This window comes from Marinobacter sp. C2H3 (assembly GCF_037080155.1).
Lineage (GTDB): Bacteria > Pseudomonadota > Gammaproteobacteria > Pseudomonadales > Oleiphilaceae > Marinobacter.
Genome location: NZ_JBBBNZ010000006.1, coordinates 126,438 through 153,013, shown reverse-complemented (window position 1 = coordinate 153,013; position 26,576 = coordinate 126,438). Strand labels below are relative to the sequence as shown.

Genomic DNA, 26,576 nt, shown 5'->3' with positions numbered 1-26,576 from the left:
TCATCTGACCCCAGATCATGAAGGGGTCAGGTGGGGCTATTCGTCTGAGCCCGTTGTCACAGCATCGGCTTCAAATACCGCCCGGTGTGGGACGCCGGATGTGCCGCCACTGCTTCGGGCGTGCCCTCAGCAATGATTCGTCCGCCGCCAGAGCCGCCTTCCGGGCCCAGGTCGACGATCCAGTCCGCCGTCTTGATAACGTCCAGGTTGTGCTCTATCACCACGATGGTATTGCCGTGGTCCCGGAGTCGCTGCAGTACGTTCAGCAACTGCTGGATATCATAGAAATGCAGGCCTGTGGTGGGCTCGTCCAGAATGTAGAGGGTTTTTCCCGTATCCCGCTTGGACAGCTCCTTGGCGAGTTTGACCCGCTGTGCCTCGCCCCCAGAAAGCGTAACGGCACTCTGGCCCAGGCGGATATAGGAAAGGCCGACGTCCATCAGGGTTTGCAGTTTGCGGGCGAGGAACGGCACCGCGTCAAAAAATTCGCGGCCCTCCTCGACGGTCATCTCAAGCACTTCGTGGATGTTCTTGCCCTTGTAGCGAACCTCCAGGGTCTCCCGGTTGTAACGTTTGCCTTTGCAGACGTCGCAGGGTACGTAGATGTCGGGCAGAAAATGCATTTCCACTTTGATCACGCCGTCGCCCTGGCAGGCCTCGCAACGTCCGCCCTTGACGTTGAAGGAGAACCTCCCCGGTTTATAGCCCCGGGACCGGGCCTCCTGGGTGCCGGCAAACAGCTCCCGGATGGGAGTGAACAGCCCTGTGTAGGTGGCCGGGTTTGACCGGGGAGTGCGCCCAATCGGGCTCTGGTCTATGTCGATCACCTTGTCCAGGTGCTCCAGGCCCTTAAGGTCCTGATAAGGCGCGTGGCTCAGGCTGGTGGCCTTGTTCAGGCGTGTTGCCGCCACCGGGTACAGGGTGCTGTTGATCAGTGTGGACTTACCGGAGCCAGAGACCCCGGTAATGCAGGTCATCATGCCGAGGGGGAGCGTCAACGTGACATCCTGCAGGTTGTTGCCGCTCGCGCCGGTCAGGATCAATTGCTGGCCATTGCCCGGCTGCCGCTCCGCCGGAACCTCGATGCGCCGGGTGCCGGCCAGGTACTGGCCGGTCATTGAGTGGCCCTCGGCGATGATCTGTTCCGGGGTGCCCCGGGCGACTATTTCGCCGCCGTGCACACCGGCACCCGGGCCGATGTCGATGACATAGTCGGCGGCGCGGATGGCGTCCTCGTCATGCTCCACCACGATCACCGTATTGCCCAGGTCCCGCAGGTGGGTGAGGGTGGCCAGCAACCGGTCGTTGTCGCGCTGGTGCAGGCCGATCGACGGCTCATCCAGGATGTACATGACCCCCACGAGCCCGGCGCCGATCTGGCTGGCCAGGCGGATGCGCTGGGCCTCGCCACCGGACAGGGTGTCGGCGCTGCGTTCGAGGGTCAGGTATTCGAGACCCACGTTGACCAGGAACTGGAGCCGCTCGCGGACCTCCTTGAGGATCTTTTCCGCGATCTCGCCCTTACGTCCGGGCAGCGCCAGCTCAGAGAAATACCGGTGGGCCTCGCCCACTGGCAGTTGCACCACTGCCGGCAGGTTGGTGTCATCGATAAACACGTGGCGAGCGCTGCGGCGCAGGCGGGAGCCCTGGCAGTCTTTACAGGGCTGGGTACTCAGGTGTTTGGCCAGCTCCTCGCGCATGCCCTGGGAATCGGTTTCCCGGTAGCGCCGTTCCAGATTGGGCAGAATGCCCTCGAACGGGTGGGCTTTTTCGACAATCTGGCCCCGGGAGCTGACGTAACGGAACACGATGTCTTGTTTGCCCGAGCCGTGCAGCAGGACCTCGCGGAAGGTTGCCGGCAGCGCCTCCCAGGGCGTGTCCAGGTCGATACCGTAGTGGTCGGCCACGCTGGCGAGCATCTGGAAGTAGTACACCGCCCGGCGGTCCCAGCCCCGAATGGCACCCTCGGCGAGAGTGGCCTCCGGATTCTGGATGATTTTTTCCGGGTCGAAGAACTGTTTGACGCCGAGGCCGTCGCAGGTGGGGCAGGCGCCGGCTGGATTGTTGAAGGAGAACAGCCGGGGTTCCAGTTCACTGAGGGCATAGCCGCACTGGGTGCAAGCGTACCGGGAGGAGAAGGTTTGCTCCTCGAACCCGGTGTCGTCGCTGCCCATGGGGGCCACTAGGGCAATGCCGTCGGCCAGGTCCAGCGCGGTCTCAAAACTCTCGGCCAGCCGTTGCTGGAGACCGTCCTTCACCTTGAAGCGGTCGACCACCACGTCAATGTGGTGTTTGCGCTTCTTGTCGAGGGTAGGCAGGTCGTCGATGTCGTAGACGATGCCGTCGATGCGAAGCCGAATGAACCCCTGGCTGCGCAGGTTGTCCATCACCTGCAGGTGTTCGCCTTTGCGGTCACGGATCACCGGGGCCAGGATCATCAGTCGGGCGCCCTCGGGCATGGCCAGCACCTGGTCCACCATCTGGCTGACGGTCTGTGCCTCGAGCGGCTGGCCATGATCCGGACAGCGGGGCTCGCCGGCGCGGGCAAACAGCAGGCGCAGGTAGTCGTAGATCTCGGTGATGGTGCCCACGGTGGACCGGGGGTTGTGAGAGGTGGATTTCTGCTCGATGGAAATGGCCGGTGACAGGCCCTCGATGTGGTCGACGTCGGGCTTTTCCATCATCGACAGGAACTGGCGGGCGTAGGTCGACAGGGATTCGACGTAACGGCGCTGACCCTCGGCGTACAGCGTGTCGAACGCCAGGGAGGACTTGCCGGAGCCAGACAGGCCGGTAATCACAATCAGCTTGTCCCTCGGCATATCCAGGTCGATGTTCTTCAGGTTGTGGGTACGTGCCCCCTTGATCTGGATATGATCCATAACACCTCTCAGACAGAAAAACGAAGAGTATACCGCGTCGGTCAAGAGCGGGTGAAACCGCAAGACACGTTCGTCGGCGCCGCGACGGTTGGCCGCTTCTGATACACTACGACGCCCCGGGGAGGACCGGCTCCCCGATAGTGGGCTTTCACTTCCGGACGACAAAGGTTCTCATTGTAATGAACGCGCTGGAAACACGCTCTGTCGCCGCCCTGGCGTCTGTTTATGCCATGCGTATGCTTGGTCTGTTCATGGTCCTGCCGGTGTTCATGCTTCTGGGCCAGGATCTTGATGGCGCCACGCCCGCCCTGCTGGGCTTTGCGGTCGGCGCCTACGGCCTCAGCCAGGCCCTGCTCCAGGTGCCCTTCGGTCTGCTGTCCGACCGGGTGGGGCGCAAACGCATGATCAATATCGGGTTGGTCCTGTTTGCGTTAGGCAGCCTGTTGGCCGCATCGACGGATTCCATATACGTCGTCATTGCCGGAAGGGTTCTCCAGGGTGCGGGCGCCATTGCCAGCGTATTGATGGCCCTGCTCAGTGATCTGACCCGGGAAGAGCAGCGCACCAAGGCCATGGCCACAGTAGGCATGGCCATTGGGCTTTCGTTCTCGATTTCCCTGGTGGTCGGGCCGCTGATCGGGTCTCACTGGGGGCTGAGCGGAATCTTCTATGTCACCGGCGCGCTGTCATTGCTGGCGCTGATCCTCGTGAATCGTGTCGTGCCGACACCCCGGACCCAGCGCTCCAGTGCTGATGTGCAGCCCGCCCGGGCCATGCTTGGCAGGGTGTTGTCCGAGGGGCGACTGCTGCGCCTGGACTTTGGTATCTTCTGCCTGCATCTGACGCTGACCTCCCTGTTCCTGGTCTTTCCTACCCTGCTCGAAGATCGGCTCGGCCTGTCACGCAGCGACCATTGGTGGTTCTATCTGACGGTGATGGTGACATCCTTCTTCGCCATGGTCCCGTTCATCATCATCGGCGAGAAAAAACGCCAGATGAAGGCCATCCTGTGTGGCGCCATCGCGCTGTTGACTACCGCCGCGGGTGCGCTCTCCAATCTCCGTCATAATCTCGTCTTTGCCTGGATCGTCCTGTTTGCCTTCTTCATGGCCTTCAACCTGTTGGAGGCCAGCCTGCCGTCCCTGATCAGCAAGGAGGCGCCGGCTGCCAGCAAAGGCACCGCTATGGGGGTGTATTCCACCTCCCAGTTCCTCGGCGCGTTCGTGGGCGGTTCCCTGGGTGGGCTGCTTCTCGAGTCGGTCGGGATCTCCGGGGTTGTCTGGCTGATGGTGGCGGTGCTGCTGGTTTGGCTGGTGGTGGCGCTGACCATGCCGAAGCCGGATTACACCACCAGTTTCATGGTAAAGTTGCAAGCGGCCATGGCCGACGGCTACGACGACGTGGACGCCAGCCTGCGGCAACTGCCGGGCGTGAGGGACGTGGTGATTGTGGAGGATGCCGCGACCGCTTACCTGAAGATCGACCGGCAGCGTTTTGACGAGGCGCAGCTTGCGGATTTGGCGTTTGTCCGGCAGGGTAGCGGTTCATGAACTCTGGAACCTCGCACGGAACGCGGGTTCCCCGAAACAGACAGTCAGGAGCAAACGATGGCACGAGGCGTTAACAAGGTCATTCTGATTGGCAATCTGGGCCAGGACCCGGAGACCCGCTACACCCCGAACGGTAATGCGGTGGTCAACCTGAACCTGGCCACGGACGAAAGCTACAAGGATCGACAGACCGGGCAACTGGTGCCGAAGACCGAATGGCACCGCATCGTCATGTTCGGCAAGATCGCCGAAGTGGCCGGCCAGTACCTGCGCAAAGGGTCGAAGGTCTACATTGAAGGCAAACTGCAGACCCGCAAATGGCAGGGGCAGGATGGCCAGGATCGGTATACCACGGAAGTGGTGGTGGACATCAACGGCCAGATGCAGATGCTCGACAGCCGTGGTGGCGAAGGCGGGGGCATGGGCCAGGGCGCGCCGGCTGGCCGTCCCCAGCAGCAGGGCAACTATAACAATTCGCCCCAGCAACCTCAGGGTGACAGTCAGGGGCCGTCCGGCGGATACAGCCAGGCCAGCCAGGGTGGCAACATGCCTGAGCCCATCGACGATTTTGACGACGACATTCCCTTCTGATCCGGCGCGACGCCCTCGCGGCCGGGCCCGTACTTACCAGAGCCTCCGCCACAGGCGGGGGCTTTTTTTCTTCGCCGCCCGCGGCGTCCGGGCTGCCGATGTAACCGGCCTGTAAAACCTCGTCAAATTGTGGGCAGTCGGTAGAGATACCGTTACGCTTTGCTTTATGATGTAAACGTCTGTAAATGGCTGTAAATGCCAACAATAACGACATTGGCCCGTGCGAGCGGCCCTGGAACCGTCTTACCTGATTCATGGCCAGGACCTATCTTTTGACCTCCATCAGACAATGGCTTCGCCGAATCCGTCCCGGAGGCACCGCTACACGTGTGTGGCTGGAGTGCCGCGATGAGGGCGTGGCCTGGGCCGCGGTCGGGCCGGGCACGGGGCTGGCTGCCGGGCGTATTGACGATTCGGCGGAAGGGCTTGCCCGTCTGGTTACCGATCAGGGCTGGCAGGGCGCGTCGGCGACTCTGGTGCTGTCGCTGGATCAGTATCAGGTGTTCCAGATGGAGCGCCCCGCTGGCGTTGCCGACAACGAACTGGCGGATGCCCTGACCTGGAAGCTCAAGGATCTGCTGGATTTTCCTCCGGCCGAAGCCGTAGCCGACGTGTTTGCGTTCCCGGAAGACGCCGCCCGGGGTCAGCGAAACCTCGTGAACGTGGCGGCCGCGCGGATGCCCCGGATCGCCGGGCTTGTTGAACGGATGACCAGCGCGGGCCTTACGCCCGATCGCGTCGAGATCGCCGAGCTGGCGTTACGAACGGTCACCGGCAAGGCGTCCGGAACCGACCGCAGCAGCGCCTTGGTGCACTTGAGCGAGGCCTACGGCCATCTCGTCATTTGCCGGGGCGGGCAGTTGTACCTGTCCCGCCGGCTGGACGTGTCCACCGCCGATCTCCGGGACGTCTCCCGCCAGGAAAACGCGGTACAGACCCTCGCCCTCGAAATCCAGCGCTCTCTCGATTATTACGAAAGCCAGCTCGGCCAGGTGCCACCAGCTACCGTGTATCTGGTGGCTCGGGACACGGCCTTGCCCCTGCCTTCCATGCTGTCATCTTATCTGGCTGCGACCATTTCGGAACCGGATCCGGCGACGTTCGGGGTGGGCGAGTTCCTGGACAGCCGATGCCTGGTTGCCGTGAGCGCCGCGCTAGCAAACGCCCCCGGCGATGATCCCCAGCAGGTCAGCCTGTTGCCCCGGGACCTGCCGCCGCATCGGCAACCGGCCAGCGCACGGATGGCGCTGGCGACCCTGGCGTTGTTGATGGCGATCCTGATTGGCTATGGCGCCTGGATGTGGGTGGATAACCAGCAGTTGGCGCGCCGTCTGGCCGCGACCGATGTGCAGAATCAGTCTCTGCAGTCGTCCCTTGACCGGCTCTCCCAGGCCGTGGCCGGGCAGAAGCCGTCGCCGGAACTCAGCGACCGCTTGAGCCAGCTTGATCTGGCACTGGCTCGCCGGCAGCGGCTGCTCGAGGTGGTGTCTGACCTGGCCCTGGGCCAGGCGGGCACGCTGTCGCCGATGCTGGTGGCCCTGGCCGAGCAGGTACCGGCGAACGTCTGGCTGACCGAGGTTCAGCTGTCCCTCTCGCCGACGCTCATCCGTCTCGACGGCCGCGCAGGATCACCGGACCTGGTGCCCACCTACCTGCAGCGCCTGGGCCAGACCGACGCGTTCGCGGGCCGGTCCCTGTCCGATGTCCGGATGGACCAGCCCGAGCACGGCAATGGCATTGAATTCCACGTGGCCACGGATCGCACCGAAGGCGGTGGTTCATGACCGCCCGGCTGCGAGAAGCACTGGCCGGGGGCGTCGCCTGGTTCGATGGCCGACCGCTCCGGGAGCGGGTGCTGCTGATAGCCACCACCGCGCTGGTGCTGGTGTTCCTAGCCTGGACGCTGGTGCTGGCGCCGCTGGCGGCAAACGGTGACCAGCTCCGCCAGTCACTGGCCGCGGGCCAACGCACCACCGACCAGCTCGCCCGGCAGCAGGCGACGCTTCAGGCGACCCTGTCACAGGACCCGTCGGCGGCACTCAGGGCCCGGATTGCGCAAAAAGAGAACGAGCTGGCCGCGCTGAACCGGTCGATTGACGAGACCGTCGGCCAGTTGATTGATCCGAGGGCCATGGTCACGCTGCTCAAGCAGATTCTGGACGTCCAGAAAGGACTTGCGTTGAGGTCGCTGGTGCTGAAGTCGCCACAGCCGGTGTATGCGGCGGCCACGGATAGAAAAGACCCGAACCAAAAAGGTGCCAGCGCTCGAAAGGCCGGAGACGCGGACCGCCCGACGGCGGATAGCGAGCCGCTGCTGTACCGGCATGAGGTTGAGCTGACCGTCCGCGGCAGCTATCCGGCGGTGGTGGCGTATCTGCAGAAACTGGAAGCGTTGGACCACCGCCTGGGCTGGGTGGGCGTGCAGTACACATCCGGGGACTGGCCGGCGGGGCAGGCGGTGATCACCGTCCGAACCCTGAGCCTGAGCCCCTCCTGGCTGGGGATCTGAGATGCAAAGAGCGGCTGTGTGGTTGCACGTATTGGTCGCGGTTGCCTTGGCCGGGCCAGTGTCCGCCCGGGCCGCGGACGCGACAGGCCTGGCCATGAAGGATCCGACCCGCCCGCCCGCGGCCTCGTCGCCCACGCCGGCCAGTGAGCCGCTCAGGCCGCTGTCGCTGGATGCCATTGTGTTCGGCTCCGGGCGCCGCACGGCGGTGATTGATGGCCGGGCGTATCAGGAGGGGGACCGTCACGCCGGGTTGACCGTGCAGCGAATACACCGCCGATCAGTCCGGCTGCTGGATAACGGCCGCGCCCGCGAGCTTACGCTGTCGCCGGCCCCGGACGTCCGGGCACTCCAAAGAACCCAATGAACGGAACGCGCATGACCTTCATGAAACCCTGGCTGCTGGTGCTTGCGAGCGTGATGCTGATCACCGCCTGCAGCAACAACCCGCTCATGCGGACGTCTTCGGCGACCTCCACCGATGCGGCCGATGAGATTGTTAACACGCTGGACACAGCGGCGCCGGCGGGCACGCCAAAGCCTGCCGCCGACCAGGCTGTGCCGGCGGTGCCCGCAGACGTCAGCAACGCGCTGCTGCCACCGCTCCAGCCAGATACCGCCTCCGATGGTCGGTTTGACGTGAACGCTCAGGGCGTGGCGGTTCGCAGCTTCTTTGAATCGCTGGTGGCCGGAACCCGCTACAACGCGGTGGTGGATCCGGCGCTGGAGGCGACCATCAGTCTGAGCCTGCACGATGTCACGGTCCCGGAGGTCATGGACATCGTTGCCGACCTTTACCACCTCAACATCCGCCGCACCGGCCGCCTGTATCGTATCGGCCCGGACCGGGTGGAAACCCGTCTGTTCGCCATCGACTACCTGGACTTCAAGCGCAAGGGCGAGTCCGAAACCCGGGTCAGCTCGGGGCAGGTCACCGAGACCAGTACCCGAAATGGCAACAACAACGGCGCTACCGGCAACGGCAGCAGCGGCACCAACGATACCCAGAGCCTGGTGGGCACCACCATCTCCACCCAGACCGCGTCCGATTTCTGGAGCGATCTGAACCGCACGTTGGGCCTGCTGGTCAGCAACGATGAGGGCGGCCAGGTGATCGTCAACGCCGGCGCCGGCCTGGTGATGGTCCGGGGCCGGGCGCAAACGCTGGACACCGTCGAAGACTACCTGCGGCGTACGGAACTGATCATGCAGCGGCAGGTGGTGCTGGAGGCCAAGATCCTGGAAGTGGCACTTAACGAGGGTTACCAGCAGGGCATCAACTGGTCCGATCTGCAGCGTAAATCGTCCATTACCGCCAGCGACGGCTTGCCGGCGGACTTTACCGCCCAGTCCCTGGCCGGCCAGACGATCAATACCTCGGCCATTGGCGGTCTGTTCTCCGCCACCTTTCGGGAGGGCAGCTTCTCGGCGCTGATCCAGCTCCTGGGCACCCAGGGCAACGTGCAGATCCTGTCCAGCCCCCGGGTCTCCACGGTGAACAACCAGAAGGCGGTGATCAAGGTCGGGACCGACGAGTTCTTCGTGACCGATATCGATTTCAACCAGAACAACGCCAACCTTACCGGTAACAACGACACCACCACCTCGGTGCAACTGACGCCGTTCTTCTCCGGCATTTCCTTGGACGTCACCCCCCAGATTGCCAAAGATGGTGCCATTACCCTGCACGTACACCCTTCGGTCAGCGATGTGGTGGACCAGCAGAAGGTGATCACCATCGGGGACCGGGACGTCACGCTGCCCTTGGCCCAGAGCACCGTTCGGGAAACCGACAGCGTGATCCGGGCGGACTCCGGCCAGATTGTGGTGATCGGCGGGCTGATCCAGAATTCCAGCGAGGATAACAACGCCACCGTGCCCTTCTTCAGCGAGATTCCCCTGGTGGGCGAGCTGTTCAAGCAGCGCAAGTTCAAGAGCCGCAAGAGCGAGCTGGTGATCCTGTTGCGCCCGGTGGTGGTGGGACAAAACGTCATGGCAGATGATGTGGCGGCCAGCCGCCAGCGCATGGAGGTGCTGCGCCAGTTGCTGCAGTCCGCCGAATCTGTCAAACCGGAACCGGAGACCGCGCCAAACTAGCATGTACGAGAGCCATTTCGGACTGCAGGAAGCCCCGTTCGCACTGACGCCCAACACGCGCTACTTTCTGCGCGCGCCCAGCCACGCCGATGCGCTGGAGCTGCTGTTGGTTGCCCTTGGCGAACGCGAAGGCTTTATCAAGATTACCGGTGAGGTGGGCACCGGCAAGACCCTGTTGTGCCGGCTCCTGCTGAACGAACTCGACGGCAAGGCGTGCACCGCCTATGTGCCCAACCCCCAGTTGCCACCAGAGGCGCTGTATGAGTCCGTGGCGGAGGAACTGGAGGTGGATCTGTCCGGCTGCGACAACACCCATCAGGTGCTCAAGGCGCTGAATCAGCGCTTGCTTGAGCGGGCGGGTGAGGGCACGCCGGTGGTGCTGGTGATCGACGAAGCCCAGGCCATGCCCGAGCAGACCCTGGAGGCGCTGCGCCTGCTGACCAACCTGGAAACCGAACGCAGCAAGCTGCTGCAGGTCGTGCTGTTCGGACAGCCAGAGCTGAACGTGCTGCTGGCCCGGGACAGCCTGCGCCAGCTGCGCCAGCGCATTACCTTTCAATACCATCTGGCCCCGCTCGACGGTGGCAGTGTCGCTCAGTACCTTCGCCATCGCCTGAGCCAGGCCGGCTACAACGGCAGCGACCTGTTCGCGCCAGCGGCGCTGCGGCTGATTGCCCGGTCGTCCGGGGGCATTCCCCGGCTTGTGAACGTATTGGCCCACAAGGGGCTGCTCGCGGCCTGGGGGCAGGGTGCTCGCCAGGTCAGCCGACAGCATGTCTGGCAGGCCATCCGTGACACCGACAGTGTACGCCGGCCGGGCTTGCTGGGGCGGTGGTTGTGAGCCTGCTGAACGATGCACTTCGCGCCGCCGAGCAGCGCCAGGCTGCCCCGAAAGGCAGCCAGGCGTATGTGGGCCAGTCGGCGGCCGCACCGTCGCGTCGTGGCCCGGTGTGGGCCATTCTGCTGGCGGTGGCCGTGCTGGTCGTGGCCGGCCTTCTGGCGCGACAATGGCTCCTGTCGCCCGAGCCGCAGATCAGTACCGAGCCAGTGCAGGCGCCATCCCCTTTGTTGCCGGAAGATTCAGGTATCGTGGTGAAGGCCCAACCGGATCAGGCGCGCCAACCGGCATCAACGAAACCGAGCACCAACCGCACGGCCCCGGCCGACCCCGTCGCGAGTGAGAAGAAAACGGCGGTCGTGATGGCCGTCAAGGAACCACCGAAAGCCGCCCCCAAGGTGGACCAGGCTGCCGCCGAGAAAGCGCCCGTTGAGAACACACCCGCAGACGCGGCGCCGGCGGTCAAGCGACTGCCGGATACCCCCGAGCAGCGGGATCGTCAATTGACCCGTACGTTGCGCTCGCTGCTGAACTCGGGCAACGTGGCGGAAGCGAAAGCCCGGTTGCAGTCGCTGGTACAGACTCAGGCCGCACCACGGAGCCGGTTGCTTGTCGCCCGCGAACTGCTGGCCCGGCAGCGAATCGGGGATGCCCTGGCCTTGCTGCCGGAGTCGGCCACCCTGGGGCAGCCCGAATTGCGACTGCTGAGGGCCCGTGCCCTGTTGGCGGATAACCGCCCGAAAGAAGCCCAGGCGCTACTGCAAAGTGATCTTCCGCCGGTTGACCGATGGCCCGCCTATCGTGTCACCCTGGCGGCGCTGCTCCAGCGCAACGGTGACAGCCAGGGTGCTGTCGTGCAGTGGACCCAACTGCTGGCCAGCGACGACAGCCAGGGCGCCTGGTGGGTGGGCCTGGGCATTGCGCTTGAGGATTTGGGCAAACGGACCAGCGCCCGCCAGGCCTATGCGCAGGCCGCCGCGCTGCCGGGCCTGCCATCAGCGCTGTCCCGTTACGTGAACCAGCGACTCGACGCATTGCAGGCGGGATCATGAGCACGGAACCGAAAAAGAAAATCCGCATCGGCGACCTGCTGATCCAGAACGGTGTGATCACCGAGGACCAGCTGGCCACGGCTCTGCAGGAACAGAAAGCAAGCGGCCGTAAGCTTGGCCGCACCCTGATCGATTTGGGCTATGTGGACGAAGACAGCCTGTTGAACATCCTGTCACGTCAATTGGACGTGCCGTTCGTGCAGCTTCGCCACTACCAGTTCAACAACGAACTGGTGAAAAAGTTGCCCGAGGCCATGGCTCGCCGCTTCCGGGCGATTGTGCTGGCGGAGCAGCGGGGCGAGCTGCTGGTGGGCATGGCCGATCCGCTGGATATCTTTGCCTACGACGAAATCGTCCGGGTCGTGCGTCAGCCCATCCGCCAGGCGGTGGTTCGGGAAGGCGAGCTGCTCAACACCCTCGACCTGGTCTACCGCCGCACCGAGGAAATCGCGTCGCTGGCGGAAGAGCTGGAGGACGAGCTCGGCGACGATGCCTTTGATCTGGCCAGCCTGAGCGCGGAATCCGAGAGCGACGACGCGCCGGTGGTCAAGCTGTTGAAGACCCTGTTTGAAGATGCCGTGCAGGCGCGCAGCTCGGACATTCATATTGAGCCGGACGAATCGGTGGTCCGCATCCGGCAGCGGGTGGACGGCGTTCTGCAGGAACAGGTGATGAAGGAGAAGCGCGTGAACGCGGCGCTGGTCCTGCGGCTCAAGCTGATGGCGGGCCTGAACATCTCCGAAAAGCGGCTGCCCCAGGACGGACGGTTCAACGTTCGGGTCAAGGGGCGCAGTATTGATGTCCGGGTGTCCACCATGCCAGTCCAGTTCGGCGAATCGGTCGTGATGCGCCTGTTGGACCAGAGCCAGGGCGTGCTGGACCTCAGTAGCACCGGCATGCCGGAAGACGTGCTGTCCCGGTTCCGACGGATGATCCACAAGCCCCACGGCATGATCCTGGTGACCGGCCCCACCGGCAGCGGCAAGACCACCACCCTCTACGGCGCCCTGACCGAGCTGAACCGCCCGGAGGTCAAGATCATCACCGCCGAGGACCCGGTGGAATACCGCCTGCCTCGCATTACCCAGGTACAGGTGAACCCTCGCATTGGTCTGGAGTTCGCCAGTGTTCTGCGGGCGGCCCTGCGGCAAGACCCGGATGTGATCCTGGTGGGTGAGATGCGGGACCGGGAGACGGTGGAAATCGGCCTTCGTGCGGCCATGACCGGCCACCTGGTGCTGTCTACCCTGCACACCAACGACTCCATCAGCAGCGCCATGCGGCTGATGGACATGGGTGCCGAGCCGTTCCTGGTGGCCAGCTCGCTGCTGGGTGTGGTCGCCCAGCGCTTGGTACGGCGAGTGTGCGAAAACTGCGCTACCCCCTACGAGCCGGACGAGCAGGAGCGGGCCTGGCTGGCGGGTTATGATCTCGACCCGCTGGATCTGGAGGCCGGCTTCGTCCAGGGCCGGGGCTGCTATCAGTGCAGCAACACCGGTTACCGGGGCCGTGTGGGGGTGTACGAGCTGCTGGAAATGAACGAGGGCATGCTTGATGCCCTGCGGCGCAGCGATGTTTCCGGATTCAACCAGGCCGCCCGGAACAGCCCTTACTATCGCCCGTTGGGGCGCAATGCCCTGGATTACGCGCTGAGGGGCGTCACCAGCCTGGCCGAAGTGGCCAGGGTGGCGGCAACGTCTGAGGGCGAGTTCTCGCCCGAGGATGACATCCCGCCCCCAGACAGCCCGCTGGCGGAGGCGCCATGAGCGAGTTCCGGTATCGCGGCAGGGACGCGGGCGGCGGCCTGCAACAGGGCGTGCTCAACGGCGCGAACGCGGACGCGGTGGCGGCCGAACTGATGCGGCGGGGCATTACCCCGCTGGCCATCGATGCGGCACCCGAACGCAAACCGATGTTGGGCCGGGTCAACAACATCGGATGGTTCCGTCGAAAGGTGACCCTGGACGAACTGATCGTTTTCTGTCGCCAGATGCACGCCCTGACCAAGGCCGGTATCCCGCTGATCCGCACCATGCGGGGGCTGGCGGAAACCAGCCGGTCGCCGGTGCTGGCGGCCACGCTGGATGATGTCACCAACCGGCTGGAGGGCGGCACCAGCATGGCCGCTGCGATGCAGGCGCATCCGTCGGTGTTTTCGGATCTGTTTGTGGCCATGATCCACGTGGGCGAGAACACCGGCCTGCTCGATGATGCCTTCAAGCGGTTGTCCGAGATTCTCGAGCTTGAACGGGACACCCGCCGCCGGCTGAAGCAGGCCCTGCGTTATCCGACCTTTGTGGTGGTGGCACTGTTCGCGGCACTGATGGTGGTGAATTTCCTGGTGATTCCCAAGTTTGCGGCGGTATTCAGCAAGCTGGGGGCGGACCTGCCGTTCCTGACCCAGGTGCTGGTGGGCACGTCCAACTTTCTGCTCAACGAATGGTACGTGGTGCTGTTCGTGATGGCGTCCATCGGTCTGCTGGTTCGCCAGTGGAAGCAGACGGAAGCCGGGCGGCTGACCTGGGACCGGTACAAGCTGCGGGTGCCGATCATCGGCCACCTGCTGGAGCTGATCACCCTGAGCCGCTTCGCCCGAAATTTCGCCACCATGCTGGCGGCGGGCATGCCGGTGACCCACGCGCTGACGGTGGTGGCGGACGCCACCGACAACGCCTGGATTGCCCGCCATCTGAGGGATATGCGGTTTGGCATCGAACGGGGTGAGAGCCTGCTGCGCACCGCCCGGCAGAGTGAGCTGTTTCCGCCGCTGATCCTGCAGATGATCGCCGTCGGGGAGGAAACCGGCTCGGTGGATGAGATGCTCAACAACGTGGCGGATTTTTACGACGAGGACGTGGATTTCGGCCTCAAACGGCTGGCGGAATCCATCGAGCCGATCCTGATCGTGGCCATGGGCGTCCTGGTGCTGATTCTGGCGCTCGGGGTGTTCCTGCCGATCTGGGATCTTGGTGCTGCGGCGCTGGGACGCTGACGGTTCGGAACAGGCACCCAGCCAAGGACACAATGAAAACACGGTTCAAAGAAGACATTCAGGAGGACAGACCCATGCAACCATTCGGATACGGACCCAAACCGGCACGGGGGTTTACCCTGATTGAACTGGTCGTGGTCATCGCGATACTGGCGATACTGGCCGCCGTTGCGTTGCCCCGGTTCGCACGCCTTTCTGAGCAGGCGCACCAGTCCAGTATTCGCGCCACGGCCGGTGCGCTGGCCGCCGGCGTGGCCCTGGTCAAAACCCAGTGGCTAAGCAATGGCTACACCGCGGCCGCCACCAATGTGCAGGGCTTCGGCAATGACAATGTCGATGTGAGCGGCGACGGCTGGCCGACGGCGACCGACAACACGCTCAATACCAACATGACCACGGCCCGCTGCCAGCAGGTCTGGCAGGGCCTGCTGCAGAGCAACGCGCCGACCATCACCGGCGCCAATCCGGACTACACCGCCGGCACCCAGGACGACGCCGACGGCGACCCGGGCGCGGACTGTGTCTTCACGTACCAGCCCGATGGGCAGGGCAGCACCATTGTCTACGACGCCGACACCGGCGACGTGGTCACGAACCTCAACTGAACATGGATCAACCACAACGGAGTAACACCATGAAAACCATGAACGCTGTGCAGGTAAACTCGGAAAAAGGCTTCACCCTGATCGAACTGGTCATGGTGATCGTGATTCTTGGCATTCTGGCGGCGTTTGCGTTGCCTCGGTTTGCGGATTTGGGAGGGGATGCTCGGGTCGCGTCACTGGATGGCGCCATTGGCGCTGTGAAATCCGCTGCCGGTATCGCCCATTCCCGATACATCGCGGACGGAGACAATCCTGCAACTGTGACGCTGGATGGTGTGACCGTTGATATGGAAAACACCAACAATGGATACCCGGCGGCAACGACCGGTGGCATTGGCGCTGCGGCTCAGCTGGATGCGAATGACTTTGCCATCGGTACAGCGGCAGCGAACGTGGTCACTATCACCCTCGCCGACTCCGTTACGGTTGATCGGGATAGCGATGGCACCGCGGGTGAATGTTCATTTGACTACAGCGCCGTCACTGGCACGGTAACCAACCGCTCCACTGACGACTGCTAATCAAGGCAATCGCGTTCGGGCGTCGTAGCGATATGTTTACTCGCAGATGCTCTGTAACAGTGCCGCCGGGCCCGGGGGGCGTGAAGGTGTATCGACCGTACGGCTTCACCCTGGTGGAACTGGTGATCGTCCTGGTGCTGATCGGGGTACTCTCGGCCCTGGGCATCGGCCTGTTCGCCACCCGGGGCGCTTTCTCGCCACTGGTGGCCAGCCAGCAGCTGGCCTCTGCGACGCTGCTGGCCCAGCAGGCAGCGCTGGCAGGGCACCCGGGGGCGACGCTCACGGTGGCGCAAACCGCCGAGGCTTTCCGCTTCACGGTGGGTGCCGGAACGCCCGGTGCCCGGGTGTTCGAGGTGCCCCGGGCCGGCGCGTCCCTGTCCGGGGCCAGCCTGCCCCTGACGCTGTCCTTCACGCCCATCGGCGCGTTGGCGTCGGGAGCGCCGGTGGCGCTGGCGTTCACCGGTGACTCCTCCTATCCGGTCTGCATCAGCGGCCTGGGCGCCGTCTACGCCGGGGCCTGCCTGCCATGAACCGTCGGCAACAGGGGGTCACCCTCATTGAACTGGTGATGACCATCGTCATCCTCAGCGTCGCGATTGCCGGTGTGGTGGGGGCCTTTGCGCTGCTCAGCGGCCGCAGCGCCGACCCCCTGAACCAGACCCGGGCCATCGCCCTGGCCCAACTCTACGCCGATGAGATCCTCTCCAAAGCCTACGACGACCAGACCCCGCCCGGCGGTGTGCCCCGGCGCGAGGGATGTTCCGTTGGCACGGAGGAAGCAGACCGGGCCATTTACGACGACGTGGATGACTACAACGGCATCACCAGCCAGCCCCCGGCCAACGCCGAGGGTGACTCGCTGGCGGATGAGGGCTATGCCGGCTTTACCGTCAGCGTCTCGGTCCGTTGTGCGGGCAGCGAGGTATCGTTGCCCGCGCCGGACGCCAAACGGGTGGATCTGACGGTGGCTGACCCTTCGGGCAACCAGTACCGATTCACGGTCTATCGGGCGAACTTCTGATGCGGCGGCAAGGGTTTACCCTGGTGGAGCTGATCATCGTGATCGTGCTGCTGGCGATTGTGGCCACCGTATCCGTGCGGTTTGTCAGCCTTTCGACCCGGGGCGCGCTGGATCTGAGTGCCCGCCAGCAGCGATCCCTGCAGGCGGTGGTGCTCAGCGAGCAGCTGTCCCGGCAGCTAAGGGAGGCGCACCCGCTGACGATCCGGGTCCGCAACGACTGTCTGGAATGGCTGCCGGTAGTGGGTGCCACCCAGTACACCGAGCGCACCCGGGGGCCGGCGTTCGATACGCTCACGGTCGTTCCGTTCGAGGTCCCGCCCCCGGCGGGCAGCCGCCTGCTGATCTATGGTTACGGCTCGACCACCGGCGCGCTGTATGACACCCAGGATCCGGGGCCCGTCTCCGGCCCCATTGCCAGTGTCAGCGGTGACCAGATTACCCTGGCGTCGAGCCATCGATTTAACCGCGAGTCGCCGGAGCGCCGGGTGTACGCGCTGGGCGGGCCGGTGAGCGTGTGCCAGAGCGGCGCGGTACTGTACCGGTATACCGGCTACAGCCCCACGTCCACCCAGCCGGCACCGCCGACCGGCGGCACACGGCAGGTCATGGCGGCCAACCTCGGTGGCCCGATTGCGTTCCGTTTCGTGCCCGCGACCCTGAAGCGGGCCGCCGTGGTGGATTTCACCCTGGTGCTGGCGGATCTCGACACCGGCAGCGGAGAATCAACCACCACCCGGCAGGAGGTGCAGATTCGCAATGTGCCCTGATGCCCGTTTGCTCGTTGCCCCGCGCATGGCCTGTGTCCGCCGCCAGGCCGGTGTGGGCCTCCCACTCGCCCTGTTTGTGATCACTGTGCTGGCGTTGCTGGTGGTTGGCATGGCCCAGCTGCAGCAGCAGACCGGGGAATCCGTCAGCCTGCAGGTGCAATCCCAGCGAGCGTTCTTTGCTGCCGAGAGCGGCGCCCAAGTGGCGATCACCCAGGTGTTGCATGAAGGTCAGGCCTGCCCGGCGGCTGGCGCAAGCTGGACGCTGCCCTTCGGCCAACAGGCCCTGGCCGGCTGTGACGCGGCGCTTCGTTGCGCCAGCCAGTCCGCCAGCAGTGGTGAGACGGTGTATACCATTACCAGCGAAGGCCAGTGCGGCACAGGGCCGGATCGCGCGGCGCGGCGAGTTGAGGTGAGGGTGCGATGAGCGAGAACCGAAGGCCGATTGCGTGCCGGTGCCCGGGAAAGCGATGTGTAGCGATGGCCCTGTGGGCGGTGCTGATGGCGCTGGCCAGCTTCCCGGGCTTGAGCCAGGCCGCTGCCTGCTCCCAGGTCTACGCCGCCGGCAACGGCCAGAACGCCAATCTCCAGGCCGCCGGGGACACCCTTGATCTGAGTGGTGTGCCCTTTGCCAATGTTGCCTGGCCGGCCTCGGGCACGGTCCTGACCGGCGGCGATTACTATTTTCGCGGAACCAACCTGCCGAACGGCTACCGCCTCGATGTGGCTAACGGCGCCCGCGTGCGCATTTTCGTGAACGGCTCGCTGTCTGCCGGCAATAACCTTGACCTGAACCGGAACCGCAACGCGGACCAGTTTCTGCTGGTCGTCAACGGCAGTTTGTCGGTTGGCAACAACGCCCAGATCCGCGGGCTGGTGTACGCCGCTGGCGCCATTGGTGTTGGCAATAACGGCGATATCCGCGGTGGCTTGGCGGCGGGCGGTGGTATTTCGGCCGGTAACCGACCGGTGGTCGCTGATTACAGTGGACTTCAGGCCGGTTTGCTCGACGGCCTGTGTGGCGATGCGCTGACTCTGTCTGCCAACGGCGATGCCGTCGGTCCGGTGACGGTGCCCGTCGGCAGCACCGTGAATTTCTCGGTGGAGGCGTCCGGTTGTCCGGCGGCGGCGGACCCGTTCTTTGACGATCCCTGGCTCGACGAATGGCTGATCGATGGTGTTGCGTTTGCGCAAAGCTGGGAAGGGGCAGCGCCCTGCACACGCACACCGGCGGTTCAGCGGACCTTTGATCAGGTGGGTTCCTTCACCGTCAGCTATCAGTCGAGTTACTGCAGCCAATACACGTTCTTTGGCCTTGCCTGCGGGCAGTACAGCAGCTTTGGTACCGACAGCATTGTTGTGCAGGTCACCGACCAGACCACCGGGCTGACCTGCTTCAACGACGAATTCACCGGCGGGAGCCTCAGCGTCGACGACTGGGTCACCTCCGTCTCTCAGGGCAATTTTATTCCTTCGGTGCAGGGCAATGGCCGGCTGCGGATGACGGAGGCCGTCAACAACCAGTCCACGGCCGCCACGCTGCAGCGGGAGATTCCCGGCGCCGATAACCTGGTTGTCCTGCAGTTCGATTATTACGCCTACGGCGGCAATGGCGCGGATGGCATTGCGGTGGTTCTGTCAGACGCCACCATCACACCCCAGCCTGGCAGCTACGGCGGTTCCCTGGGTTATGCCCAGCGCAGCGGCGGCAGCAGCGGTTTTGCCGGCGGCTGGCTGGGCATCGGCCTGGACGAATACGGCAATTTTGCCAACGCGTCCGAGGGCCGGTCGGGCGGCATCGGGCTGACGCCCGATTCGGTCACGTTGAGGGGATCTGCCCCCGCCTACGGGTTTCTGGGAAGCTCCGGCAGCCTGTCGCCGGGCATTGATGCCACCGGCGCCAACAACCCTCATCGTTACCGAATTACCGTGGATTCCCGTAACGGGATTGGCCCGATTGTGACTGTGGAGCGCGATATCAGCGGCACGGGCAATGCGTACAGCGAGTTGATTCGCCGGGACCTGTCCACGGTCAGCGGCCAGAGCGCCATTCCCGCCAACCTGCTGCTGTCCCTGACCGGTTCCACGGGTGGTTCCACCAACATCCACGAACTCGATGACGTGCAGCTGTGCGCGCTGAAGCTGAATCCGGTGGGCCAGCAGGTGGACCATTTTGAAATCCTGCACGACGGACAAGCACTCACCTGCCAGCCGGAAACCGTGACGGTACGGGCCTGTGCCGACGCCGGCTGCACCGCGCTGTTCACCGACCCGGTGCAGGCGACGCTCGCGCCCGCGAACGGCTGGGTGGGGGGCAATCCGCTGACCATTACCGGCGGTGCCGGGCAGGCCACGTTGCAAAAGACCACGGCGGGCACGATAACGCTCGGCGTGATCGGCTCCCAGCCAACCACGCGCCCTCAGTCGACCACCCTGTGTAACAACGGCAGCGGCGGATTCTCCGCTGGTCAGTGCCAGTTAACCTTTGCGGACGCCGGGCTGGCGTTTGATGTGCCGGACCTGACCGCGTCCAAACCGGTGAGCGGTATCGCGGTGCGGGCGGTCAAGCGGGACGACGCCACCAACGCGTGCGTGCCGGCCTTCGAGAACGTGACCCGGCCCGTGCGGTTCTGGTCCAGCTACGTGGACCCGGGCCCGACCAACCGGCCCGCCAGTCGCGCTGTATCCGTTCAGGGGCAGCCGGTGGGCGGCTCGAGTGCGACGGCCACTGAGGAAAACCTGGCCTTCGGTCCCGGTGGTGTGGCGACCATTGGCGTGGCGTATCCGGACGCTGGCGCCATGACCTTGAGCGCTCTGTATGAAGGCAGCAGCGATCGCGGTGACGTTGGCCTGGTGATGCCCGGATCGGACGGATTTGTCAGCGTGCCGGCAGGGCTGTGTGTCCAGACGGCCGCGGCCTGCGCTGCCGGCGATGCCAGTTGCCCGGCCTTCGTCCGGGCCGGTGCGCCGTTCGATCTGTCGGTGCAGGCGGTGGGCTGGCAGGTCGACGGCGACAGCAACCTCTGCCAGGGCAATCCGGATACCCCCAACTTCCGGCTGGCGGGGATTCCGCTGGGCGTCTCGCTGCTGGCGCCCGCCGGTGGCGTTATAGGCACCCTGGCCCCCGGAAGCTATGACCACGCCACCGCGGCGGACGGGACCACCGTGGTCAGCAGCGCCCTGTCCGAGGTGGGGGTGTTCCGCATCAGCGCCGACCCAGTGCCCAACAGCTACTTCGGCCTTACGGTGCCCGGCGGCATCAGCGCGCCCATCGGCCGGATCTACCCGGACCGATTCGAGACGTCACTGGACCCGGGGGAACTGGCCGGCGCCTGCGAACCCTCCGCCGGCACGGCGTTCAGTTATCTGGGGCAGCCATTTCCGTGGCAGCGGGAGCCGTCCCTGAGCCTGGAGCCGGTCTCGGTTCAGGGTACCCGAACCCTCAACTACACCGCACCTGGCTTCCGGAAGCTGACGGCGGACGACGTGCTGCGGACCTTCCCAGTGGCGGACGATACGGCGACCGACACACTGGGGAACCCACTGGCTCTGGAGAGCCTGGCGGACCCGGGCACCCTGTCGGTGGCCGAACCCGGCCTTCTGACCTACGCCTACGCGTCGACGGACCGTTACCGCTATCTCAAAACCCCTCAGTCACGGGTGGCACCGATCGCCCCGACGCTGTCTTTCTCCATCGACCAGGTTGAAGACAGCGACGGTGTAACGGCGGTATCCGCCCCGCTGGCTTTTCAGCCGGATGCGGCGTTCGACCTACGCTACGGTCGCTGGGCCATGGAGAACGCTTACGGCCCTGAAACCGCTGAAAGCCTGCCCTTGCCGTTCCGCCTGGAATACTGGGACGGTAACCGGTTTGTGGCCAATGCCCTCGACACCTGCACGACATGGAATACCGCATCGCTCACGGACACGGCGGATTACCACGATCTGACGCCCGCTTCAGGGGATTTTACAGGCAGCGAGCCGCCCGCGTTGTCCCTGGTCCCCAACGGCACCCCCGGCACCGATACCCTGGTCTGGAACGTGGATGCCTGGCTGCAGGACGACTGGGATGGCAACGGCACCCTGGAGAATCCGTCGGCGATTGCGACCTTCGGGGTGTACCGGGGGAATGACCGGGTGATTTATTGGCGGGAGGTGCAGTGAAGCCGGGGTGTGGGGAGTCGGGGGTCAGATGAGTTTCATCTGACCCCAAGGTCAAGCTTCATTTGACCCCTCCCTGCTTCAGTCCTCATCCCGGTCCGGATGATCCAGCCCCAGCTCGTTGATCTTTCGGGTAAGCGTATTCCGCCCCCAGCCCAGCAGGATCGAGGCATCGCGGCGCCGGCCGCCGGTGTAACCCAGGGCGCTTTCGATCATGATGCGTTCGAACTCGGGCACGGCGGTATCAAGGATGCCCTTGCGGCCCCGGCGAAGCTCCTGTTCGGCCCAGCGGCGCAGGCCCTCCTGCCAGGTAACACCAGCGGCGGCGACTTCGGATTCCGCCTGCTGAAGCAGTTCGGGTGGCAGGTCATCCACGTGGATTTCTCGGCCACTGGCCATCACCGTCAGCCAGCGGCAGGTGTTTTCCAACTGGCGGACGTTGCCCGGCCAGGGCAGGGTGGTTAGGTATTCCTCGGCGTCCGGGCGAAGGATTTTGGGCTCCACTGCGAGTTCTCGGGCGGCCCGTTTCAGGAAGTGCTGCATCAGGCGGGGAATATCCTCCCGACGCTCGGCCAGTTTGGGCAGGTGCACGCGAATGACATTGAGGCGATGGAACAGATCCTCCCGGAAACTGCCGGCCTGAACCAGTTTTTCCAGGTCCTGGTGCGTGGCGGCGATGATGCGCACGTCCACCTTGATCGGCGTTGTGCCGCCCACCCGATAGAACTCCCCATCGGCCAGCACCCGCAGCAGCCGTGTTTGCGTATCCGCCGGCATGTCGCCAATCTCATCGAGGAACAGGGTGCCGCCGTTCGCCTGCTCGAACCGGCCCTGACGGGCGGCGGCTGCGCCGGTAAACGCGCCCTTTTCGTGGCCAAACAGCTCGGATTCGATCAGATCCTTGGGGATGGCGGCCATGTTCAGAGCGATGAACGGATGACTGGCTCGCGGGCTGTGGTTGTGCAGGGCCTGGGCGACCAGCTCTTTGCCGGTGCCGCTCTCGCCGTTGATCAGCACCGTGATGTTGGAATGGGAGAGCCGGCCTATGGCCCGAAACACCTCCTGCATCGCCGGCGCCTCACCAATGATTTCGGTGTTTCTGGACACGGTATCCACCGCAGGCTCCGAGGTCGCCCGCTGTTCGTGGGCGTGAGCCACGGCCCGTTTGACCAGGGCAACGGCGTCGTCCACGTCAAACGGCTTGGGCAGGTATTCGAACGCGCCGGTCTGATAGCTGGTAACCGCGCTGTCCAGGTCCGAATGGGCGGTCATGATGATCACCGGTACGTCCGGGTGTAGCTCGACAATGCGGGACAGCAGGGTGATGCCGTCGATGCCGGGCATCCGGATGTCGCTCAGGATGGCATGGGGGCGCTCGTGCTCCAGACGGGTCAGGATGCTGTCACCGCTGTCAAACACCCGGGGCTGCATGCCCGCCTGGCTCAGGGCCCGCTCCAGTACCCAGCGAATGCTTTTGTCATCATCAATGATCCAGACGTTGGCCGTTTGGCTCATGGGCAGTGCTCCAGGGGCAGGAAGATAATGAAGTCGGTGCGGCCGGGTTCGCTTTCACATTCCACCAGGCCGTGGTGTTGTCCGATGATGCTCTGGGTGATGGACAGGCCCAGGCCTGTGCCGGTAGCGCGGCCGCTGATCATCGGGTAGAAAATGTTTTGCAGGAGGTCCGGCGGAATGCCGGGGCCGTTATCCGTCACGTCCACCCTGCACACCAGCCGGTGGCGGCGGTGGCCGATGGTGAACTGGCGCAGGGCCCGGGTGCGGAAGGTAATGGTTGGCGGCTCACCGTCCGGCCGCGCATCCGGACACTCGAACGCCGCTTCCATGGCGTTGCGGGCAATGTTGAGGAACGCCTGGATCAGTTGCTCCTTGTCGCCCACCAGATCCGGCAGGCTTGGGTCGTAATCCCGAAGCAATTGAACCCGGCCCTTGCTTTCGGCCTCCAGCAGGGTGCGCACCCGTTCGAGGATTTCATGGACGTTGGTGGGGGCTAACTGGGGTGCCTTGTTCGGGCCAAGCATCCGATCCACCAGGCTGCGCAGCCGGTCCGCCTCGTCGATGATGACCCGGGTGTACTCCCGCTGTTCGTCGCTGTCCAGTTCCCGGTCCAGCAGCTGGGCGGCCCCGCGAATACCCCCCAGGGGGTTCTTGATTTCGTGGGCCATGCCACGGACCAGCGTCCGGGTGGTCTCCTGCTGGGAAATGATGTCTTCTTCCCGGCTGATCCGCAGAAGCCGATCCCGTCCCTGGATTTCCATCAGCAGCTCTGAGGGCTCCAGAGAGAGTGGCGTCACCGAATAGTCCACGGTGAGCCGGGTGCCGCTGGCGAGGACAAATTCCGCTTCCCGCCGGGTGTAAGACTGGCCATTTTCCAGGGCGGCATTCAGGGTGCTCAAGGCGTCGTCGGAATCCAACAGGATGTCGTCCAGGGGTTGCCCGTGGCTGCGGGTCAGGCTCGTTTCGAACAGGCTCTCGGCGGCCGGATTCAGATACTCGACCCGCAAGCGGTCGCCGAGGACCAGAACCGCCGTTGTCAGGCTGTCGAGGATACCCCGGTCGTTGTGTGCGTTGGCTGGCAGTGAACCCATAACCCTGTCCCGGACGAAAGTGATGAACGTCTGGGTGAGACGACTGCAAGAAACGAACCAGCTAGAGCCGGTTGCGGCTGGGTGCGGGCCGATAGGGCGCGAAGCGCCGAAAGACGTGCTGTGTGCTGGTGCACCGTACGGTTCAAGGCCGCCCCGGGTGCAGGTCGTCGCCCCGTTGCTGAACAGAGTATGGCTGCTTTATGGTGCGCGTGCACACAAATGGTGCGTGATCGGTCCGGGGTGGCTTAGTTCAGGACGGACGGCCGATGAACCGTAAAGGAAATCGGGGTGCCGGTTTTCACCTGGACGCCGTTCGCGTCCACGATCGAGACGTTGGCCTGGTGGGTGCCGCGATAGACGTTGTTGGCGACGATGGATCCGGATGTCGACTGGCCCACCGGTTGACCGTCGATGGTCACTTCATACTTGTGACCTTTCTGCAGGCCAGGAGTGCTGGAGACTTCGAAACGGACGTCGCCGCTGCCGCTCTGAAACGCCTGGCCATCTTCCGGCGAGGTAATCGCAACGCGATCGTAGACGGCGCCTTCCCGCTGGACCTCTTCCCTGAGCTTGTCCGTGCGCTCCACCGCCTGTGGCTTGGGAAGCGTCACTGTGGTGACCGGTTTGATATCGACGGTGTCGCCACCTTTGATGGGCTCGTCGGAGAAGGTCACGTTGCCGTTCTCGTCCACGTGCCGGTACACCGTCGCCGCCAGGGCAGAAGACGCTGCAAGGGCCAGGATCAGGGCGGCTGCGCCGGAAATCACCTTCATAGAACTCGCCTCACCGTTGGGTTCCGTTTGATTATCAACGGCCTGTAGGGGGTTTTCAACGGCCGGCCATAAAAAAACCCTGCCCGGAGGCAGGGTTTGTGCCGTGGTTCCCGGCGGGCCGGGCACCACGCCGGTTTTAGCAGGAGTAGTACAGCTCGAACTCAACCGGGTGCGTGGTCATGTTCAGGCGCTCGACTTCGCCGCGCTTCAGGCCAACGTAGCCGGCAATCATGTCTTCGGTGAACACGCCGCCGCGGGTCAGGAACTCGTGATCGGCTTCCAGGCAGTCGAGGGCCTCGGACAGGGTCTCGGCCACCTTCGGAATGTTGATCGCTTCTTCCTTCGGCAGATCGTACAGATCCTTGTCCATGGCATCGCCCGGGTGGATCTTGTTCTGGATGCCGTCCAGGCCAGCCATCATCAGGGCCGCGAAGGCCAGGTACGGGTTCGCAGACGGGTCCGGGAAGCGCACTTCGATGCGGCGGGCTTTCGGGCTGCTCACGTACGGGATACGGATGGAGGCAGAGCGGTTGCGGGCGGAGTAGGCCAGCATAACCGGCGCTTCGAAGCCCGGAACCAGACGCTTGTAGGAGTTGGTGGAGCTGTTGGTGAAGGCGTTGATGGCCTTGGCGTGCTTGATCACACCGCCGATGTAGTAAAGGGCGGTTTCGCTCAGGCCAGCGTAGCTGTCACCGGCAAACAGGTTCTTGCCGTCTTTGCTCAGGGACATGTGTACGTGCATGCCGGAGCCGTTGTCGCCAACCAGCGGCTTGGGCATGAAGGTCGCAGTCTTGCCATAGGCGTGTGCCACGTTGTGTACACAGTACTTCAGGATCTGAACTTCGTCAGCCTTGCGGGTCAGGGTGTTGGCGCCAACGCCGATTTCACACTGGCCAGCGGTGCCCACTTCGTGGTGGTGCACTTCGATTTCAAGGCCCATGGACTCCATGGCGGCACACATGGCGCCACGCAGGTCGTGCAGGCTGTCAACCGGCGGAACCGGGAAATAACCGCCTTTCACACCGGGACGGTGGCCGATGTTGTTGCGGTCGAAATCTTCGCCGGAAACCCAGGCGGCTTCTTCGGAGTGGATGTTGTACATCGCACCTTGGATGTCCACGTTCCACTTGACGGAATCAAACACGAAGAACTCCGGCTCCGGGCCGAACAGAGCGCCGTCGGCGATGCCGGTGGACTTGAGGTATTCCTCGGCGCGACGGGCGACGGAACGCGGATCCCGCTCGTAGCCCTGCATGGTGGAGGGCTCAACGATGTCGCAGGTGATGTTCACGGTGGTTTCTTCGGTGAACGGGTCCAGCACGGCAGTGGTGTCGTCCGGCATCAGGATCATGTCGGATTCGTTGATGCCTTTCCAGCCGGCGATGGAGGAGCCGTCAAACATCTTGCCGTCGGCGAAAAAGTCTTCGTCGGCTTCGGAAGCCGGCAGCGTCACGTGCTGCTCTTTGCCGCGGCTGTCGGTGAACCGCAGGTCGATCCACTTGACTTCGTGTTCTTTGATCAAATCAATCGTCTTGGACATTGTGCATGCTCCATAAGTTGTCCCGCGGCGCGGGCCTGTTCATGTTGGCGGTGCCGGATCGTTCAGCAGGCTGAGGT

22 protein-coding genes are annotated in these 26,576 nt (G+C 64.2%); 17 read left to right on the top strand and 5 right to left on the bottom strand.

Features of this window, described 5'->3' with window-relative positions:
* Positions 1 to 56: 56 nt before the first annotated feature.
* Positions 57 to 2,882, bottom strand: coding sequence for an excinuclease ABC subunit UvrA (gene uvrA / locus V3388_RS15280; protein WP_336368446.1), 2,826 nt, complete (start codon positions 2,880 to 2,882; stop codon positions 57 to 59).
* Positions 2,883 to 3,061: 179 nt separating this feature from the next.
* Here uvrA and V3388_RS15275 point away from each other — a divergent pair, with 179 nt between their 5' ends.
* The 17 genes from V3388_RS15275 (at position 3,062) to V3388_RS15195 (ending at position 21,583) form a co-directional block, all read left to right on the top strand.
* Positions 3,062 to 4,432: an MFS transporter gene (locus V3388_RS15275; protein WP_336368445.1), complete on the top strand. Its 1,371-nt coding sequence runs from the start codon at positions 3,062 to 3,064 to the stop codon at positions 4,430 to 4,432.
* Positions 4,433 to 4,489: 57 nt separating this feature from the next.
* Positions 4,490 to 5,023: a single-stranded DNA-binding protein gene (gene ssb / locus V3388_RS15270; RefSeq protein WP_336368444.1), complete on the top strand. Its 534-nt coding sequence runs from the start codon at positions 4,490 to 4,492 to the stop codon at positions 5,021 to 5,023.
* 329 nt (positions 5,024 to 5,352) lie between these two features.
* Positions 5,353 to 6,807 carry a PilN domain-containing protein gene (locus V3388_RS15265; RefSeq protein ID WP_336368443.1) on the top strand — a complete coding sequence of 485 codons (1,455 nt, stop codon included), beginning with the start codon at positions 5,353 to 5,355 and terminating at the stop codon, positions 6,805 to 6,807.
* Positions 6,804 to 7,532, top strand: coding sequence for a type II secretion system protein GspM (gene gspM, locus V3388_RS15260; protein WP_336368442.1), 729 nt, complete (start codon positions 6,804 to 6,806; stop codon positions 7,530 to 7,532). Before V3388_RS15265 ends, gspM begins: the two co-directional genes overlap by 4 nt.
* Before the next feature lie 94 nt (positions 7,533 to 7,626).
* Positions 7,627 to 7,896, top strand: coding sequence for a hypothetical protein (locus V3388_RS15255; RefSeq protein WP_336368441.1), 270 nt, complete (start codon positions 7,627 to 7,629; stop codon positions 7,894 to 7,896).
* An 11-nt stretch (positions 7,897 to 7,907) separates the two neighbouring features.
* Positions 7,908 to 9,626, top strand: a complete 1,719-nt coding sequence (mshL, locus tag V3388_RS15250; RefSeq protein WP_336368440.1) for a pilus (MSHA type) biogenesis protein MshL — start codon at positions 7,908 to 7,910, stop codon at positions 9,624 to 9,626.
* 1 nt (position 9,627) lies between these two features.
* A complete protein-coding gene (locus tag V3388_RS15245; RefSeq protein ID WP_336368439.1) occupies positions 9,628 to 10,467 on the top strand; it encodes an ExeA family protein in 840 nt (279 codons plus the stop codon).
* Positions 10,464 to 11,516 carry a hypothetical protein gene (locus V3388_RS15240; RefSeq protein WP_336368438.1) on the top strand — a complete coding sequence of 351 codons (1,053 nt, stop codon included), beginning with the start codon at positions 10,464 to 10,466 and terminating at the stop codon, positions 11,514 to 11,516. Before V3388_RS15245 ends, V3388_RS15240 begins: the two co-directional genes overlap by 4 nt.
* Positions 11,513 to 13,282: a GspE/PulE family protein gene (locus V3388_RS15235; protein WP_336368437.1), complete on the top strand. Its 1,770-nt coding sequence runs from the start codon at positions 11,513 to 11,515 to the stop codon at positions 13,280 to 13,282. The genes V3388_RS15240 and V3388_RS15235 overlap by 4 nt, the downstream gene beginning before the upstream one ends.
* Positions 13,279 to 14,508 (top strand): type II secretion system F family protein, encoded by a 1,230-nt coding sequence (locus V3388_RS15230; RefSeq protein ID WP_336368436.1) that lies wholly within the window; start codon positions 13,279 to 13,281, stop codon positions 14,506 to 14,508. The genes V3388_RS15235 and V3388_RS15230 overlap by 4 nt, the downstream gene beginning before the upstream one ends.
* A gap of 74 nt (positions 14,509 to 14,582) precedes the next feature.
* Positions 14,583 to 15,113 (top strand): prepilin-type N-terminal cleavage/methylation domain-containing protein, encoded by a 531-nt coding sequence (locus V3388_RS15225; protein ID WP_336368435.1) that lies wholly within the window; start codon positions 14,583 to 14,585, stop codon positions 15,111 to 15,113.
* 29 nt (positions 15,114 to 15,142) lie between these two features.
* A complete protein-coding gene (locus V3388_RS15220; protein ID WP_336368434.1) occupies positions 15,143 to 15,634 on the top strand; it encodes a type II secretion system protein in 492 nt (163 codons plus the stop codon).
* A gap of 86 nt (positions 15,635 to 15,720) precedes the next feature.
* Positions 15,721 to 16,164 (top strand): prepilin-type N-terminal cleavage/methylation domain-containing protein, encoded by a 444-nt coding sequence (locus tag V3388_RS15215; RefSeq protein WP_336368433.1) that lies wholly within the window; start codon positions 15,721 to 15,723, stop codon positions 16,162 to 16,164.
* The gene (locus tag V3388_RS15210) at positions 16,161 to 16,655 is read left to right on the top strand and encodes a type IV pilus modification PilV family protein (protein WP_336368432.1); all 495 of its coding nucleotides are present in this window, start codon (positions 16,161 to 16,163) and stop codon (positions 16,653 to 16,655) included. Before V3388_RS15215 ends, V3388_RS15210 begins: the two co-directional genes overlap by 4 nt.
* The gene (locus V3388_RS15205) at positions 16,655 to 17,422 is read left to right on the top strand and encodes a type II secretion system protein (RefSeq protein ID WP_336368431.1); all 768 of its coding nucleotides are present in this window, start codon (positions 16,655 to 16,657) and stop codon (positions 17,420 to 17,422) included. The genes V3388_RS15210 and V3388_RS15205 overlap by 1 nt, the downstream gene beginning before the upstream one ends.
* Positions 17,423 to 17,429: 7 nt before the next feature.
* Complete coding sequence (locus V3388_RS15200) at positions 17,430 to 17,846, top strand: hypothetical protein (protein WP_336368430.1); 417 nt, start codon at positions 17,430 to 17,432, stop codon at positions 17,844 to 17,846.
* A gap of 53 nt (positions 17,847 to 17,899) precedes the next feature.
* Entirely contained in the window at positions 17,900 to 21,583 is a 3,684-nt protein-coding gene (locus V3388_RS15195) for a DUF6701 domain-containing protein (RefSeq protein ID WP_336368429.1), read from the top strand.
* 78 nt (positions 21,584 to 21,661) lie between these two features.
* Here the strand turns inward: V3388_RS15195 and glnG are convergent, their stop codons facing one another.
* The 4 genes from glnG to glnA form a co-directional block, all read right to left on the bottom strand.
* Positions 21,662 to 23,095, bottom strand: a complete 1,434-nt coding sequence (gene glnG / locus V3388_RS15190; RefSeq protein WP_336368428.1) for a nitrogen regulation protein NR(I) — start codon at positions 23,093 to 23,095, stop codon at positions 21,662 to 21,664.
* Positions 23,092 to 24,186 (bottom strand): nitrogen regulation protein NR(II), encoded by a 1,095-nt coding sequence (gene glnL / locus V3388_RS15185; RefSeq protein WP_336368427.1) that lies wholly within the window; start codon positions 24,184 to 24,186, stop codon positions 23,092 to 23,094. The genes glnG and glnL overlap by 4 nt, the downstream gene beginning before the upstream one ends.
* Positions 24,187 to 24,431: 245 nt before the next feature.
* Positions 24,432 to 24,959, bottom strand: a complete 528-nt coding sequence (locus V3388_RS15180; protein ID WP_336368426.1) for a DUF4124 domain-containing protein — start codon at positions 24,957 to 24,959, stop codon at positions 24,432 to 24,434.
* A gap of 136 nt (positions 24,960 to 25,095) precedes the next feature.
* Positions 25,096 to 26,499, bottom strand: a complete 1,404-nt coding sequence (glnA, locus tag V3388_RS15175) for a glutamate--ammonia ligase (protein ID WP_336368425.1) — start codon at positions 26,497 to 26,499, stop codon at positions 25,096 to 25,098.
* Positions 26,500 to 26,576: the final 77 nt, after the last annotated feature.

What these genes read in the sequence shown, in the direction of transcription:
- uvrA (WP_336368446.1), bottom strand. Translation starts at nt 2,882, where the DNA reads ATGGATCATATCCAGATCAAGGGGGCACGTACCCACAACCTGAAGAAC.
- V3388_RS15275 (WP_336368445.1), top strand. Translation starts at nt 3,062, where the DNA reads ATGAACGCGCTGGAAACACGCTCTGTCGCCGCCCTGGCGTCTGTTTAT.
- ssb (WP_336368444.1), top strand. Translation starts at nt 4,490, where the DNA reads ATGGCACGAGGCGTTAACAAGGTCATTCTGATTGGCAATCTGGGCCAG.
- gspM (WP_336368442.1), top strand. Translation starts at nt 6,804, where the DNA reads ATGACCGCCCGGCTGCGAGAAGCACTGGCCGGGGGCGTCGCCTGGTTC.
- V3388_RS15255 (WP_336368441.1), top strand. Translation starts at nt 7,627, where the DNA reads ATGAAGGATCCGACCCGCCCGCCCGCGGCCTCGTCGCCCACGCCGGCC.
- mshL (WP_336368440.1), top strand. Translation starts at nt 7,908, where the DNA reads ATGACCTTCATGAAACCCTGGCTGCTGGTGCTTGCGAGCGTGATGCTG.
- V3388_RS15245 (WP_336368439.1), top strand. Translation starts at nt 9,628, where the DNA reads ATGTACGAGAGCCATTTCGGACTGCAGGAAGCCCCGTTCGCACTGACG.
- V3388_RS15235 (WP_336368437.1), top strand. Translation starts at nt 11,513, where the DNA reads ATGAGCACGGAACCGAAAAAGAAAATCCGCATCGGCGACCTGCTGATC.
- V3388_RS15230 (WP_336368436.1), top strand. Translation starts at nt 13,279, where the DNA reads ATGAGCGAGTTCCGGTATCGCGGCAGGGACGCGGGCGGCGGCCTGCAA.
- V3388_RS15225 (WP_336368435.1), top strand. Translation starts at nt 14,583, where the DNA reads ATGCAACCATTCGGATACGGACCCAAACCGGCACGGGGGTTTACCCTG.
- V3388_RS15220 (WP_336368434.1), top strand. Translation starts at nt 15,143, where the DNA reads ATGAAAACCATGAACGCTGTGCAGGTAAACTCGGAAAAAGGCTTCACC.
- V3388_RS15210 (WP_336368432.1), top strand. Translation starts at nt 16,161, where the DNA reads ATGAACCGTCGGCAACAGGGGGTCACCCTCATTGAACTGGTGATGACC.
- V3388_RS15205 (WP_336368431.1), top strand. Translation starts at nt 16,655, where the DNA reads ATGCGGCGGCAAGGGTTTACCCTGGTGGAGCTGATCATCGTGATCGTG.
- V3388_RS15195 (WP_336368429.1), top strand. Translation starts at nt 17,900, where the DNA reads ATGGCCCTGTGGGCGGTGCTGATGGCGCTGGCCAGCTTCCCGGGCTTG.
- glnG (WP_336368428.1), bottom strand. Translation starts at nt 23,095, where the DNA reads ATGAGCCAAACGGCCAACGTCTGGATCATTGATGATGACAAAAGCATT.
- glnL (WP_336368427.1), bottom strand. Translation starts at nt 24,186, where the DNA reads ATGGGTTCACTGCCAGCCAACGCACACAACGACCGGGGTATCCTCGAC.
- V3388_RS15180 (WP_336368426.1), bottom strand. Translation starts at nt 24,959, where the DNA reads ATGAAGGTGATTTCCGGCGCAGCCGCCCTGATCCTGGCCCTTGCAGCG.
- glnA (WP_336368425.1), bottom strand. Translation starts at nt 26,499, where the DNA reads ATGTCCAAGACGATTGATTTGATCAAAGAACACGAAGTCAAGTGGATC.